The following is a 14,129-nucleotide window of genomic DNA, read 5'->3' as shown; positions in this document are numbered from 1 at the left end:
CCGGCCGCAAGGCCGGGACGGGGCGGGCAGGTGGCGCAGCGCTGCCGCGTCAACGGCAGACAGAAGCGGGAGACCGTCATCAGGACACCACGGCGCAACTCGCGCTCTGGTGACACCGGTACGGACCTTCCGAGCGGAAACGCCCGGATTGCCGAGACTCCATGAGACTCCGAGCAGCGGTCGTACGCCTTTGGTCCCAGTGCACACTTCCGTCGGTGTCTGCGACCATGGTCGGGTGACAGAGATCCGGCGAGACACGTTCAGCGAGGAGACCTTCTTCGACCAGGTCGGCGGTGAGCCGACCTTCCGGCTCCTGACCCGACGCTTCTACGAGGGCATCGCCGAGGACGAGTTGCTGCGGCCGATGTACCCCGAGGAGGACCTCGGCCCGGCCGAGGAGCGGATGGCCCTGTTCCTGATGCAGTACTGGGGCGGTCCGCGCACCTACAGCGAGCACCGCGGCCACCCGCGGCTGCGGATGCGGCACGCGCCGTTCAAGGTCGACAAGGCCGCGCACGACGCCTGGCTGACCCACATGCGCGCGGCCGTGCACAGCCTGGAGCTGCCCGCCGAGCACGAGCGGCAGCTGCTCGACTACCTGACGTACGCCGCCGCGTCGATGATCAACACCCCGGGCTGAGCCGCTTCGAGGGCTACCTGATCGGGCTGAGCCCCAGCCCCGCGCCCGGCGCGGCCGCCGTCCGCACCACCACCGAACCCGCCGGGGCACTCAGCCGCAGCCAGCCGCCCACCCGGTGCACGGTGAGCGGGGCGCCGGGCTTCAGGAAGCCGATCACGTACGCGGCGTGCACCGCGCGCAGCGGCAGCTCCGGCAGCGCGGTGACCGGGCGGGACCAGATCTCGTCGGCCAGCCGGTCCAGCACCTCGCGGGTGCGGTGGTGCGCCGGGACGGCCTCGGTGCGCTCGCGGAACTCCTGGACGCCGGCCATCAGTTCGGGGTACACCTCGGCCGCCGGCGGGGCTCCGACCGGCCGCCAGCCGGCCTTCGGCGGCAGCAGCCCGGCCCAGGCCGGGCCGGTCACCGGCGCGGGCAGCGCCACGGCGCCGGCCTCGGCGTCCACGCCGTCCAGCAGCTGACCGGCCGAGACCGTTAGGTCGACCGGCTCCGCCAGGCCGCTCAGCCGGGCGGTGCGGATCGCCAGCGCGCCCGAGGTGCCCAGCGGCAGCCGCCCGAAGACCGCCAGCACGCCGTCGTCCCCGTCCGGGGCCACCGCCCGCAGCCGCACGGCCGCCGCCTTGTCGAAGCGCAACAGGCGCAGCAGGAAGGCGGAGAGGTCGGCGGCCTCGCCGGTGTCGGTCAGGGCGAGGCGGGCGGTGATGGTCAACGCGGCTCAGCTCGTATCGTCGTGGGGTTCGATCGTGCGGGGTGGGACTTTCAGACTGCCGCGACGGCCGGGGCCTCGTCCATGAAGCGGGAGAGGAACTCCCGCTCGACCGGCGAGATCCGGCGCGGTCGGCCCTCGGCCAGGTCGTAGGGGACGACCACGGTGGAGGCCCGGACGTACACCGTCTCGGAGCCGTCCGCGTGGACGTCCTTGATGTCGTAGGACACGGTCAGCGAGGCGACGCCGATGTGCGTCACCCGGGTCTCGATGGTGACCGGCTCCGGCCGGTGCACCAGCGGGCGCTTGTAGTCGATCTCGTGGCGGGCCACCACCGAGCCGCCCGCGAACTCCCCGGCACCGGCCTCGGCGGCCTGGGTGAACATGAAGTCGATCCGGGCCTCCTCCAGGTAGCGCAGGAAGACCACGTTGTTGACGTGCCCGAAGGCGTCCATGTCGGACCAGCGCAGCGGGCAGGCGTAGATGTGGCGAGCCACGGATGTTCTCCTCGGTGTCCGGTCGCCCGTCGTCACGGACCGGCGACGGGCCGCGGCCCGGCAGACCGCCCCGGAGGGCAGTCTGCCGGGCCGTTGTGACAGCAGGGTGTCAGCCTCGGGTCAGCTTCTTGTACGTGGCCCGGTGCGGACGGGCCGCGTCGGCGCCGAGCCGCTCGACCTTGTTCTTCTCGTACGACTCGAAGTTGCCCTCGAACCAGAACCACTTGCTGTCGCCCTCGTAGGCGAGGATGTGGGTGGCCACTCGGTCCAGGAACCAGCGGTCGTGGGAGATGACCACGGCGCAGCCGGGGAACTCCAGCAGGGCGTTCTCCAGCGAGGACAGGGTCTCGACGTCCAGGTCGTTGGTGGGCTCGTCGAGGAGCAGCAGGTTGCCGCCCTGCTTGAGGGTCAGCGCCAGGTTCAGGCGGTTGCGCTCACCACCGGAGAGCACCCCGGCCGGCTTCTGCTGGTCCGGGCCCTTGAAGCCGAAGGCCGACACGTAGGCGCGGGACGGCATCTCGACCTGGCCGACGTTGATCCAGTCCAGACCGTCGGAGACGACCTCCCAGAGGGTCTTCTTCGGGTCGATGTTGGCGCGCGACTGGTCGACGTAGCTGATCTTGACGGTCTCGCCGACCTTGACCTTCCCGGAGTCCGGGTTCTCCAGGTCCTGGAGCATCTTGAACAGCGTGGTCTTGCCGGCGCCGTTCGGGCCGATGACGCCGACGATGCCGTTGCGCGGCAGGGTGAAGCTCAGGTCGTCGATCAGGATCTTCTCGCCGAAGGCCTTGGAGAGGTTCTCCACCTCGATGACGACGCTGCCCAGACGCGGGCCCGGCGGGATCTGGATCTCCTCGAAGTCCAGCTTCCGCATCTTGTCGGCCTCGGCCGCCATCTCCTCGTAGCGGGCCAGACGCGCCTTGGACTTCGCCTGGCGGCCCTTGGCGTTGGAGCGGACCCACTCCAGCTCTTCCTTGAGGCGCTTGGCGCGCTTGGCGTCCTTCTGGCCCTCGACCTTGAGACGGGACTGCTTGGTCTCCAGGTAGGTCGAGTAGTTGCCCTCGTACGGGTAGGCGCGGCCGCGGTCGAGCTCCAGGATCCACTCGGCGACGTTGTCCAGGAAGTACCGGTCGTGGGTGACGGCCACGACGGTGCCCTTGTACTTCTCCAGGTGCTGCTCCAGCCAGTTCACCGACTCGGCGTCCAGGTGGTTGGTGGGCTCGTCGAGCAGCAGCAGGTCGGGGGCCTCCAGCAGCAGCTTGCAGAGCGCGACGCGGCGCTTCTCACCACCGGAGAGCTTGGTGACCGCCCAGTCGCCGGGCGGGCAGCCCAGGGCGTCCATGGCCTGCTCCAGCTGGGCGTCCAGGTCCCAGGCCTCGGCGTGGTCCAGCTCCTCCTGGAGCTTGCCCATCTCCTCGAGCAGCGCGTCCGAGTAGTCGGTCGCCATCAGCTCGGCGATCTCGTTGAAGCGGTCGAGCTTGCCCTTGATCTCCTTGACGCCGTCCTGGACGTTCTCAAGAACGGTCTTGGACTCGTCGAGCGGGGGCTCCTGGAGCAGCATGCCGACGGTGAAGCCGGGCGAGAGGAAGGCGTCGCCGTTGGAGGGCTGCTCCAGGCCTGCCATCATCTTCAGCACGGTGGACTTACCGGCACCGTTGGGGCCCACGACGCCGATCTTCGCTCCGGGGAGGAAGCTGAGCGTCACGTCGTCAAGGATGACCTTGTCTCCGTGAGCCTTGCGCACCTTGCGCATCGTGTAGATGTATTCCGCCACGTGAGATCGCTCCGGCGTCGTCGGGAGTAATTCGGCTTGCAGCCTTCCATTGTGCCGCACCCGGCCGGAACCCCGAACCGCCCAGGTGACCCCACCGGGGTATCCCCGCCCACGGCCCGCCGTCCTCCGGCCACCCGGCCGCCTCCCTCCCGGCGCCCCGGCCCGCCTCCCCGGATCCGGCGCCCCCTCCCCCGCCCCGGGAACGGCGAAGGCCCGGCTCCCCGCATCGATCGCGGGGAGCCGGGCCGGTTCCGCTGCTCAGGGCCTCAGGAGGTCGACTCCTCCCCCGGCCCGCTCAGGCGGTTCAGGCGGTGGTGCGACCGTGGCGGCCACGGCGGCGCACGAGGAAGACCGCGGCGCCACCGGCCACGACCAGGCCACCGGCGACGGCGGCGAGGATCGGGGTCGAGTCATTGGCACCGGTCTGGGCCAGGCCACCGGTGCCCGGGGCGGCGCTGGTGGTCGCCGGGATCGGCTGGCCGGCACCGGCGCTCGGGGTGCCCGACTGGGAGGTGGTCGGGGTGGCGGTGGTGGTGCCGGTGGTGGCCGGGGCGGTCGGGGCGGAGCTCGGGTTGCCGGTGCCGGTCTTGCAGTCCAGGACGCCCTGGAAGTCGCGGCTGTAGCCGTTCGGGCCGGTCACGGTGATCTTGTAATCGGCCTTCTCGGCGACCTGGACGAGCACGCTCTCGGTCTTGCCCGGCTGGACGGTCACCTGCTGCTTGCCGACCGTGACGGTACCGGCCTCGTCACCACCGTTGGTGACGGACACCCGCACGCCGTTGTCGGCGCACTCGATCTTGGCGGTGCTGTCGATCAGCGCGCCCTTGCCCTGCTTCCAAGTGGCCTTGGCGGCGGCGGAGACGCTGACCTTGCTGGAGCCGGCCAGGATCATGGTCTGGCTGTGCTTCTTGGCGGTGTAGCCCTTGCTGAGGAACACCCGGCCGCTGGGCACCTCGGTGGAGACGTCGGCCTTGAGGGCGAGCGAGCCGTCCGGGGTGCCGGCCGGGACGTCCAGGAACAGCTGGGTGTCCTTGGCGATCGGACCGGTCAGGGTGGCCCCGACCGGCTTGCCGTCCTTGTCCACCAGCTTGGCCTTGTCGGCGGCGTCGCCGGTGACGGCCAGCTTGACCTCGTTGGCGCTGGAGTTGAGGACGAACGGGCCGAGCTTGCTGCCGGACTTGCCGGAGACGGAGTCCGGGGTGAGGCTCAGCGACGGCTTGGGCTCGGCGGCGATGCCCTTGTTGGCGCCGCTGATCAGGTAGTCGCGCAGCTTGGTGGCCGCGTCGCTGTGCGGGGCGGCGTCCTTGTCGTCCGAGAACTTCCAGATCGCGGCCTGGGTGCCGGCGGCGGCGTCCTCGGCGGTCAGGCCGGGGATCTTGAGGGAGGTGGCGAGCGAGGACTCCGACACCTTCGGGTAGGAGTTCTCCAGGATCCAGCGGATCTTGGAGGCGGGCACCGCGCGGTCCGGGCGGCCGAGCGAGCTCGCCGACCAGTCCGACTCCTGGTACTGGACCTGGTTCCTGATGTCCACCGGGAACCCGAAGTCGATGCAGTAGGTCTTCAGCTCACCGTCGGCGGTCGTGAGCGTGAACAGACCCGCGTCGTAGGTGTCGCCGTCGACATCCACCTTCTCGCCGAAGATCTTGTTCTGCACCACCGCGGACACGCCCGAGGCCGGGGTGTCGGCCGCAGCCGCTGCACCGGCCGCGAACAGGCCTCCGCCCAGCGCGATGCTGGTCGTGAGCATGACAGTGGTTATGCGGGACAGACTCCGCCCCTGCCTCTTGAACATCTGGGATCCCTCCGGGACAGGCCGCGCCAAGTGGGCGGCCCGCCGACTTGCCGTGCCGCGCGTGCCCCCTGTGGCACTGCCGCGGGTATGAACCAGACGAATCCTATTGAGCCCCAGAGGCCCCGAAACCTCCATGCGAAATCAGGACGGTTCCGTATCTGTATCGTTATCAACCCCCGCAGGATCCACACAAGCTGACGATCAGCCAGAATCACATCGCCACTTTCCGTTATCCGGTCGAGATTGCACGTGCGGGCACAACAACCTTCTCGATCAACATATTTGTCGACAGGGAAGGTCACCGGCCGGTCAGCTCTGCATCGCCTGGTCTTCACCGCTCCTCTCCCTCTCGGACACGTCCTCCTGCCGCTCCGTCACCGGCTGCGCACCCGGCGGCAGCTCGGGCAACCGCGGCGCGGCGGCCACCGCCGAGGCCCTGCGCGCCTCCAGCGCGTTGACGATCCACCCCGGCACCGGTTCGTCCGCCCGCTCCGCCGCCTCCGCCGCGGCCGGCCCGGCGCCGCCCGACGGCTGCCCGCGCACCCCGGTCGCCCAACGAAAGGCCGAGGTACCGCGAGTGAGGTCGTGTCCGACCGACCTGGCGTCGATCTCGGCCCGACTGCGCCTCACCTCACCCTCCGTCCACTCCCGCACCCGCAGCCGGCCCGTCACCAGCACTGGGTCCCCCTTGGCCAGCGAGCCGATCAGGTTGACCGCGAGCGCCCGCCAGGCCGTCACCCTCAGCCACTGCGTCTCGCCGTCCACCCAGCACGCCCGCTCGCGGTCGTACCGGCGCTCCGTGCAGCCGATCCGAAAGTTCGCCATCGGCACGCCGTTGGCGGTTTCCCCGTAGGTCACCTCGGTCGCGACATTGCCGAGCACCGTCACATGCGCCTCACTCACAGCACACTCTCCGTTCTCGCCGATGCACCGTACGGAATCGAGCGGTGCGAGTTGAGAGTGCGCCCCGAGGGAAATCCCGGCCACCGAGTTCCGATATCCTGTGGATAACTCGGCACAACGGAAAGCCGCCGTCACCCGCAGGGGTGAATTTCCGCCTTCGTACACCGTCAGGCAGCCGCCTCTTCGCGGCCATGACAACAAACCGGCAGATCGCCGCCCCCGTCCGGACGCGGCGGAAGCCGCGCCGGCCACCGTCCGCGCACGTCATCCGACCGACGCAAGCCGAATACGGCCCCCACCCGCGGCGGCGGCGACGCATTCTCCGTGCCGAATCCATAACGGGTGAGGAGGCAGCCCCGTAACGACTGCACAACGTCCGGCGCGGAAGAGTGCCATACCGCTGCACTCACGGCGTTCACCTGCGATTATCGGACCGCTCCACCGAACCGACACACCAACGACGGTGTCGTCACACCCGGCCGGGGAACTGAACACCCTTATCCTGTCCCCGACAGGGCGAGGGCCCACCAACCCCCACCCCCACCCTCAGGTACGGGGACGGACAACGCGCGCCCCGAGCGCTCGCTGCCCGATCCCGGCCACGGTCACGCCCACCACGGGCGCCGCCCGTCCCGCCCCCATAGCTCAGCGGATAGAGCACCCGCCTTCTAAGCGGTAGGTCGCAGGTTCGAATCCTGCTGGGGGCGCCACCCTGCAATTCCCGCAGGCCATCGCGCCGGCGAACACTTTCCGTGGTCGTTTCGGGCCTCCGGGTAATCCAGCACCCACCGCGCATAAGCCGTGACAATGCGTGTCGCGCCCGCCACGAAATCGCCCGGAATTCCGGGCGAATCCCCCACCCCCGCGCCAGACCCACCCGCCGGGCGCGGCGATCGGGCCCCGGCCCACCGGCCCCGGTCCGTCCACCGGGCCCGCCGGCCCCACCGCCCCCGTCAGCCCGTCAGGCCGTCAGGCCGTCAGGCCCGCCAGGTAGGCGTCGAGCAGCGCGGTCTGCCGCTCGGCCGGGAACTCCGCCGGGGCGAACAGCACCTGCACCACCAGCCCCAGCACGAAAGCCTGCGCCCCCGCCGCGAGCCCGGCCGGGTCCGCCCCGGCCGGAAGCTCCCCGAGCCGCTGGGCATCCGCCACGTACGCCGTGAGCGCCACCCGCGAGCGGGCGTAGCGGGCGGCGTGCGCGGCCGCCAGCTCCGGGTCGGCCAGGGCGACGTCCCAGGAGCCGACCCAGATCCGGTTGCCCGCCACGGCCGCTTCGTCCAGCGGCAGCACGTCGAGCAGCGCGGCCCGCAGCCGGGCCAGTCCGACCGGCGGCGGGGCGCCGTCGACGGGTGCGGTGCGCCGGGGCCGGGCGAGCGAGCGCCGGTCGAGTTCCTCCAGCGCATGGCTCAGCAGCGCCCGCTTGTTCGGGAAGTAGTGCGTCAACAGGCCGGTGGAGGCGCCCAGTTCGGCGGCCACCGCGCGCAGGGTCAGCCCCTCGAAGCCCTTGCTGGAGAGCACCCGCCACACCCCCTCGGAGACTTCCGAGCGGCGGGCGTCATGGTCTCCACGGGCTGGCGTCATGGGGGCTATCGTACATACCAAACGTTTGTTATGAATGGATCCCGACAGCTCACGCACCACCCGTGAAAGGCCCGCCCGTGTATTCCGTACCGCTCGCCGAGAACGCCGAACTGCGCCCGCTGGAGCCCTGGCAGGCCCCCGAGTTCCTGGCCCACATCGACCGCGCCCGGGCCCACACCGACCCGTGGATCCCGTGGGCCACCTTCTCCACCGACCTGGACTCGGCCCGCGCCACCCTGCAGCGCTACGCCGACGGCCAGGCCGCCGACGAGCGCCGGATCTACGGCATCTGGCGGGACGGCACGCTGGTCGGCGGCGTGATGTTCACGCACTTCAGCACCAAGTCCGGCAACTGCGAGATCGGCGCCTGGACCGAGCCGGCCGGCGAGGGCGGCGGGCTGATCACCGCCGCCGTCCGGCAGCTGCTCGACTACGCCTTCGTCACCCGCGGCCTGCACCGCGCCGAGTGGTGGTGCTCGGCCGTCAACGCCCGCAGCCGGGCGGTGGCCGAGCGGGTCGGCATGCGGCGGGACGGCGTGCTGCGCGAGTGGTTCCTGCACAACGGGGTCCGCCAGGACAAGGAGATCTGGGCGATCCTGGCCCCGGAGTGGGCCGCCGCCAAGGTCTGACCCGGACCGGCCCGACCGAAGCGGTCCGAGGGCCGACCCGGACCGGGCCCGACACGAGCAGCGGGGCCCGGTGGACTCCCCCGTAGTCCACCGGGCCCCACTTCCCTCTGACGCCCGCTGGCGCCCACTCAGGCTGTCGGCCCGGGCCACCCGGCTCAGGCCACCGGCTCAGGCCGCCAGCACCGGCTTCCCGGCGGCCTCCGAGGCCGCCGCCTCCGCCGCCCGCAGCCGCAGCGCCAGCAGCAGCACCAGCGCCATCACCCCGCCCGCCGACAGGAAGACCACGTCCACCGCGTCCGTGAAGCTGCGCACCGCGTGCTCCCGGGCCGCGCCGGTCAGCACCCGGACCGCCCCGAGCGGCCGCCCCGGCTCGCCGGCCTCGAACACCCGGGCCAGCAGGCTGCCGAAGAACGCCGCGCCGAGCGCACCGCCGAGGGTCTGGAAGAACCGGATGCCGGTGGTCGCCACGCCGAGCTGGTGGCGCGGGGCGCTGTCCTGCACCAGGGTGATCAGCTGCCCGATCAGCTGGCCGAACCCGGCGCCGAGCAGGGCGAGTTCGGCGCCCACCGCCCACAGCGGGGTGTCCGGTCCGCCGAACCCGAGCAGCACCAGGGCGAGCGTCCCGCAGGCGGCGCCGGCCGCGAGGAAGGTGCGCGGCGCGTGGCCGCGGGCGATCAGCCGGGTGACCAGCAGGCCGACCCCGGTCATCCCGGCCGCCATCGGCATCAGGTAGAGGCTGGCCGTGGTCGGCGCGATCCCCCGGGCGATCTGCAGGTAGATCATCACGTAGACGATCGAGCCCGTCATGCCCATCCCGACCAGGCCCTGGACGGCGAAGCCGATCCGCACGACCGGGATCCGGAACAGCGAGAGCGGCAGCACCGGCTCGGCGGCGGTGGCCTGGCGCCACAGGAAGAGGGCGAGGGCGGCCAGGGTGGCGGCGGACAGTCCGAGGATCTCCGGAGAGGTCCAGGCGTAGTCCTTGCCGCCCCACTCGGTGACCAGCAGCAGCCCGGTGGCGAAGGCCGCGGCCAGGGTGGCGCCGAGGAAGTCCAGGCCGCGCCGGCGGACGGTCTGCGGCAGCTTGATCACCAGGGCGACGCCGGCCACCACGAGGAGGCCGAGCGGCAGGTTGACGTAGAAGATCCAGCGCCAGCTGAGGTGGTCGGTGAACAGCGCCCCGACCAGCGGGCCGACGGCCATGCCGAGGCCCGCGACGATGCCGCCCATCGCGCCGCCCCTGCCGCTGCCGCGCTCCGCCGGGTCCTGGAGGTGGGCCATGACCACCATGGTGACGCTCATCAGCCCGCCGCCGCCGATGCCCTGGACGGCCCGGAAGGCGATCAGCTGGCCCATCGACTGCGCGGCCCCGCACAGCGCCGAGCCGAGCAGGAAGGTGCCGAGCGCGCCCAGCAGCACCCGCCTGGCGCCGTAGACGTCGCAGAGCCTGCCGTAGAGCGGGAGCAGCGCGGTGGCGGCCAGGGCGAAGGCGCTGACCAGCCAGGGCAGTCGGTCGACGCCGTGGACGGGGTCGAGGTCGCGGACGATCGGCACGGTGGCCGCCGACACGATGTTCGAGTCGAGTACGGCCAGCACGATCGTGACCAGGCAGAGCAGCATGCCCAGTCTGCGCTGGGCCTCCGTCATCAGGCCGGTGCCGGCCTGGGCGGGTGCGTTCGGAGCGGCGGATGCCATCGGGAAGTCCCCCCGGATTCGGTGGAGTTCGGCCCGGACCGGCGTCGTCCGGCGGGCTCGTCACCACCATGGCAGGATTCTTGGACTCGGTCAATTCTTCGGCCCAACCAATCTTTCATCCGGGCTTATCTTTCATCCGAGACCATCATTCATCTTGGTCAACCTTTGATCCTGGTACAGTCAGTCCATGGCGACCCACTCCGGCTTGGACCTCGGCCCCGACCGCGACCTCGACGCGCTCCCGCTGCGCGAGCGCAAGAAGATCCAGACCGGCATCCGGATCTTCCGCACGGCCATCGGGCTGTTCGCCGAGCGCGGCTTCGACCAGGTATCGGTGGCCGAGATCGCGGCCGCCGCCGAGGTGTCCAAGATGACCGTCTTCAACTACTTCCCCACCAAGGAAGACCTGGTCATGGGCCCGATGGAGCAGCACCTCGACGAGCCGGCCCGGGTGGTGCGCGACCGCGCCCCGGGCACCTCCGCGGTCGCGGCGCTGCGCGAGCACTTCCTCGCCGCGCTGGAGCGCCGGGACCCGGCCACCGGCCTGAACGACGACCAGGTGGTGCTGGACGTGGTCCGGCTGATCCACCAGACCCCGGCGCTGGCCATCCGCGCCACCGCCGCCTTCGACCGGCGCGCGCAGTCCCTGCTGGCCGCGGAGCTGGCCGCCCAGGACCCGGCCCACGACGAGCTGACCGCCCGGGTCGCCGCCGCCCAGCTGCTGGCCGTCCGGCTGACCCTGATCGGCGACAACCACCGGCGGATGCTGGCCGGCGAGCGCGCCGCCGAGGCCCTGCCCTCCGCCCTCGACGAGGCCCGCCACGCCTTCGCCCTGGTCGAACAAGGCCTCGGCGACTACTGCGCCGGCGCCGCCTGAGAGAGTGGGCGCACCACGACCGACCGGAGGTGCGCATGGACCAGCCGCTGCTCACGCGGGACCGCTCCACCCTGCCCGCCCAGGCCGACGGCCTGAACGCCTACGTCGGCCAGGACGGCGTCGCGGTGCTGGAGTTCGCCCGCCCGCACCGCCGCAACGCGGTGACCCTGGCGATCTGGCAGGCGCTGCCCAAGGTCCTGGCGCTGATCGCCGAGCAGGAAGGCGTGCGCGCCCTGCTGCTGACCGGCGCCGGGAACACCTTCAGCGCCGGCGCGGACATCACCGAACTCGCCGAGGTGTACGGCGATCCGCAGCGCGCGGACGCCTACCACGCGATCAACGTGGCCGCCGAGGAGGCGCTCGCCGCCTTCCCGCACCCGACGATCGCCGTGGTGCACGGCGCCTGCGTGGGCGGCGGCTGCCAGTTGGCCGTCGCCTGCGACCTGCGCTTCGTCGCCGACAACGCCCGGCTGGGGATCACCCCGGCCAAGCTCGGCGTGGTCTACCCGGCCGTGCCGACCCTGCGGCTGGCCCGGCTGGTCGGCCCGGCCCGGGCCAAGTACCTGCTGTTCTCCGGCGAGTTGGTGTCCGGCCGGGACGCGCTGCCGCTCGGCCTCGCGGAGAAGGTCCTGCCGGTCGCCGAACTGGACGCCGCCGCGCTGGAGTTCGCCCGGCTGCTGACCACCCGCTCGCCCCAGACCATCGGCGCGGTGAAGTCCGCGCTGGCCGTCCCGGCCGAGCGGGCGGCCGAGGCCCTGGAGCCGTGGGAGCGGCGCTCACGGGAGGCCTCGGACGTGCACGAGGGCCTGGCCGCCTTCCTGGAGGGCCGCCCGCCCCGGTTCTGAGCCGGTCCGGACGGGCGGTGGCGGGTGGTGGCGCCGGCGGCTCACGTACGATCATCCGACCGGCGCCGAGCCGCCGACGAACCCTACCGAGCCGCCGACCGCCCTTACGACCCGGAGCAGCGACCCCTATGACCACCGAGGCCACGACCGCCCCCACCAGCCGGACGACCTGGGCCCGCCGGGTCACCGACGGCGTCGAGCCGAAGAACGTGATCATCGCGGTCTGCCTGCTGATCGGCGGCCTCCGCTACGGCCTGGCGGGCCTCGGCTGGGCCGCCTTCGCGGCGCTGTTCGCCGCCGTCATACCGACCCTGTTCATCCAGCGCGGCATCCGCAAGGGCACCCTGGAGGACCGGCACGTCGGCCACCGGCAGCGCCGGCTGACCGTCATCCCCTTCATCATGGGTTCGGTGCTGACCAGCTTCGCGGTGATGATCTGGTCGGACGCCCCCGCCGACCTGACCGCGATGGTCGCGGCGATGTTCGCCTCGCTGTTCCCGATCCTGGCGATCACCGTCTGGTGGAAGGTCTCCGTGCACACCGCCGTGGCCAGCGGCGCGGTGACCTGCCTCGGCATCGCGCTCGGCCCGCTGTGGCTGCTGCTCTACCCGCTGGTCGCGGTGATCGGCTGGTCCCGGGTGGTGCTGCGGGACCACACCACCGCGCAGACGATCGTCGGCGCGGTGGTGGGCGCGGTCACCGCCGGGCTCACCTTCTGGCTGGCCCGGTAGCCGCCGGCCGTCTAGCGGATCGGCATCCCCGAGATCGCCCGGGCGATGACCAGCCGCTGGATCTCACTGGTCCCCTCGAAGATCGAGTAGATCGCGCTGTCCCGGTGCATCCGCTCCACCGGGTACTCCCGGGTGAAGCCGTTGCCGCCGAGGATCTGCATCGCCTGCGCGGTGACGAACTTGGCCGTCTCGCCCGCGTACAGCTTGGACATCGAGCCCTCGGCTGCGGTGAACGGCTGGTTGTTGACGGCCATCCAGGACGCCCGCCACACCAGCAGCCGGGCCGCGTCGATCCGGGTCTTCATGTCGGCGAGCTGGAAGGCCACGCCCTGGTTGTCGATGATCGGACGGCCGAACTGCTCCCGGGTCTTCGCGTAGTCCAGCGCCACCTCGTACGCGGCCCGGGCGATGCCGATCGCCTGCGCGCCGACGGCGGGGCGGGAGGCCTCGAAGGTGGCCATCGCCGCGTTGCCCTTGCCACCCGAGCGCCTGACGCCCTCCCGGGCCCGGGCCAGCCGCTCGTCCAGCTTCTCCTTACCGCCGAGCAGGCAGCTGCCGGGCACCCGGACGCCGTCCAGCACCACCTCGGCGGTGTGCGAGGCGCGGATGCCGTGCTTCTTGAACTTCTGACCCTGGCTCAGCCCCGGAGTGCCCGGCGGGACGACGAAGGAGGCGTGCCCGCGGGTGCCGAGCTCCGGGTCGACGCTGGCGACCACGACGTGCACGGCCGCGATCCCGCCGTTGGTGGCCCAGGTCTTGGTGCCGTTCAGCACCCACTCGTCCTTGGCCTCGTCGTAGACGGCCCGGGTGCGCAGCGCGCCCACGTCGGAGCCGGCGTCCGGCTCGGAGGAGCAGAAGGCGGCCACCTTGACGTCGTCCTGGGTGCCGAACATCTGCGGGGTCCAGGTGCCGATCTGCTCGTCGGTGCCGTTGGCGAGCACCGCGACGGCGGCCAGCGTGGTGCCGACGATGGACAGCCCGATGCCCGCGTCGCCCCAGAACAGCTCCTCCATGGCGATCGGGATGCCGACGCCGGAGGGGTCGAAGTACTGCTGGGCGTAGAAGTCCAGCGAGTAGATGCCCAGCTTGGCGGCCTCCTGGATGACCGGCCAGGGGGTCTCCTCGCGCTCGTCCCACTCGGCGGCGGCCGGGCGCATCACGTCGGCGGCGAAGCCGTGCAGCCAGTCGCGTACGGCGAGCTGGTCCGCGCCCGGGTCCAGCGAGAACGTGCTGCTCATGGTGCATGCCTCCGAAGAAGGGGTACGGCCGACCGGGGTGTTACCTCGGGTAACATCGTCGGAGTCTGCTACTGATTGGTAACCGGTGTCAACGCCCGCGCAGACCCCGCCGACCCGATCCCGGCCCCGATCCCGAGGAGTCTCAATGATTGAGTCAAGCCGTCTGCGCGGCCGGATCGGGGGTGAAGACCCGGTTGTCGCGCAGGAGGGCCCACAGGACGCTGACC

General features: G+C 71.6%; 13 protein-coding genes and 1 tRNA gene. 6 read left to right on the top strand and 8 right to left on the bottom strand.

Features of this window, described 5'->3' with window-relative positions; all coding sequences use genetic code 11:
- Positions 1–235: 235 nt before the first annotated feature.
- Entirely contained in the window at positions 236–640 is a 405-nt protein-coding gene (locus tag ACZ3UD_RS29510) for a globin (RefSeq protein ID WP_380614209.1), read from the top strand.
- A gap of 13 nt (positions 641–653) precedes the next feature.
- On the opposite strand, the gene ACZ3UD_RS29505 is transcribed toward ACZ3UD_RS29510, so the two are convergent.
- From ACZ3UD_RS29505 to ACZ3UD_RS29485, 5 genes are all read right to left on the bottom strand, one after another.
- Positions 654–1,346 (bottom strand): DUF8185 domain-containing protein, encoded by a 693-nt coding sequence (locus ACZ3UD_RS29505; protein ID WP_465594261.1) that lies wholly within the window; start codon positions 1,344–1,346, stop codon positions 654–656.
- Positions 1,347–1,396: 50 nt separating this feature from the next.
- Complete coding sequence (locus tag ACZ3UD_RS29500; RefSeq protein WP_465594258.1) at positions 1,397–1,840, bottom strand: acyl-CoA thioesterase; 444 nt, start codon at positions 1,838–1,840, stop codon at positions 1,397–1,399.
- Positions 1,841–1,949: 109 nt separating this feature from the next.
- Positions 1,950–3,614 (bottom strand): energy-dependent translational throttle protein EttA, encoded by a 1,665-nt coding sequence (ettA, locus tag ACZ3UD_RS29495; protein ID WP_465594255.1) that lies wholly within the window; start codon positions 3,612–3,614, stop codon positions 1,950–1,952.
- Between the two features lie 304 nt (positions 3,615–3,918).
- On the bottom strand, positions 3,919–5,361 hold the full coding sequence (locus ACZ3UD_RS29490; protein ID WP_465594252.1) for a Cys-Gln thioester bond-forming surface protein: 1,443 nt from the start codon (positions 5,359–5,361) through the stop codon (positions 3,919–3,921).
- A 354-nt stretch (positions 5,362–5,715) separates the two neighbouring features.
- Positions 5,716–6,309, bottom strand: coding sequence for a single-stranded DNA-binding protein (locus ACZ3UD_RS29485; protein WP_465594249.1), 594 nt, complete (start codon positions 6,307–6,309; stop codon positions 5,716–5,718).
- Between the two features lie 634 nt (positions 6,310–6,943).
- On the opposite strand from ACZ3UD_RS29485, the gene ACZ3UD_RS29480 reads away from it, so the two are divergent.
- A tRNA-Arg gene (locus ACZ3UD_RS29480) sits at positions 6,944–7,019 on the top strand.
- Between the two features lie 259 nt (positions 7,020–7,278).
- Here ACZ3UD_RS29480 and ACZ3UD_RS29475 read toward each other — a convergent pair.
- Entirely contained in the window at positions 7,279–7,887 is a 609-nt protein-coding gene (locus ACZ3UD_RS29475; protein ID WP_465594246.1) for a TetR/AcrR family transcriptional regulator, read from the bottom strand.
- Between the two features lie 77 nt (positions 7,888–7,964).
- Here ACZ3UD_RS29475 and ACZ3UD_RS29470 point away from each other — a divergent pair, with 77 nt between their 5' ends.
- A complete protein-coding gene (locus ACZ3UD_RS29470) occupies positions 7,965–8,516 on the top strand; it encodes a GNAT family N-acetyltransferase (RefSeq protein ID WP_465594243.1) in 552 nt (183 codons plus the stop codon).
- Positions 8,517–8,684: 168 nt separating this feature from the next.
- Here ACZ3UD_RS29470 and ACZ3UD_RS29465 read toward each other — a convergent pair whose 3' ends face one another.
- Positions 8,685–10,211 (bottom strand): MFS transporter, encoded by a 1,527-nt coding sequence (locus tag ACZ3UD_RS29465; protein ID WP_465594240.1) that lies wholly within the window; start codon positions 10,209–10,211, stop codon positions 8,685–8,687.
- 187 nt (positions 10,212–10,398) lie between these two features.
- Between ACZ3UD_RS29465 and ACZ3UD_RS29460 the strand changes: the two genes are divergently transcribed.
- From ACZ3UD_RS29460 to ACZ3UD_RS29450, 3 genes are all read left to right on the top strand, one after another.
- The gene (locus tag ACZ3UD_RS29460; RefSeq protein WP_465594237.1) at positions 10,399–11,088 is read left to right on the top strand and encodes a TetR family transcriptional regulator; all 690 of its coding nucleotides are present in this window, start codon (positions 10,399–10,401) and stop codon (positions 11,086–11,088) included.
- 35 nt (positions 11,089–11,123) lie between these two features.
- On the top strand, positions 11,124–11,933 hold the full coding sequence (locus ACZ3UD_RS29455) for an enoyl-CoA hydratase/isomerase family protein (protein WP_465594234.1): 810 nt from the start codon (positions 11,124–11,126) through the stop codon (positions 11,931–11,933).
- 128 nt (positions 11,934–12,061) lie between these two features.
- The gene (locus tag ACZ3UD_RS29450; protein WP_465594231.1) at positions 12,062–12,664 is read left to right on the top strand and encodes a hypothetical protein; all 603 of its coding nucleotides are present in this window, start codon (positions 12,062–12,064) and stop codon (positions 12,662–12,664) included.
- An 11-nt stretch (positions 12,665–12,675) separates the two neighbouring features.
- On the opposite strand, the gene ACZ3UD_RS29445 is transcribed toward ACZ3UD_RS29450, so the two are convergent.
- Positions 12,676–13,902: an acyl-CoA dehydrogenase family protein gene (locus ACZ3UD_RS29445; RefSeq protein WP_465594228.1), complete on the bottom strand. Its 1,227-nt coding sequence runs from the start codon at positions 13,900–13,902 to the stop codon at positions 12,676–12,678.
- Between the last annotated feature and the right edge of the window lie 227 nt (positions 13,903–14,129).

Source organism: Kitasatospora sp. NPDC023118, assembly GCF_055560875.1.
This window is presented reverse-complemented; position numbering and strand designations above follow the sequence as displayed.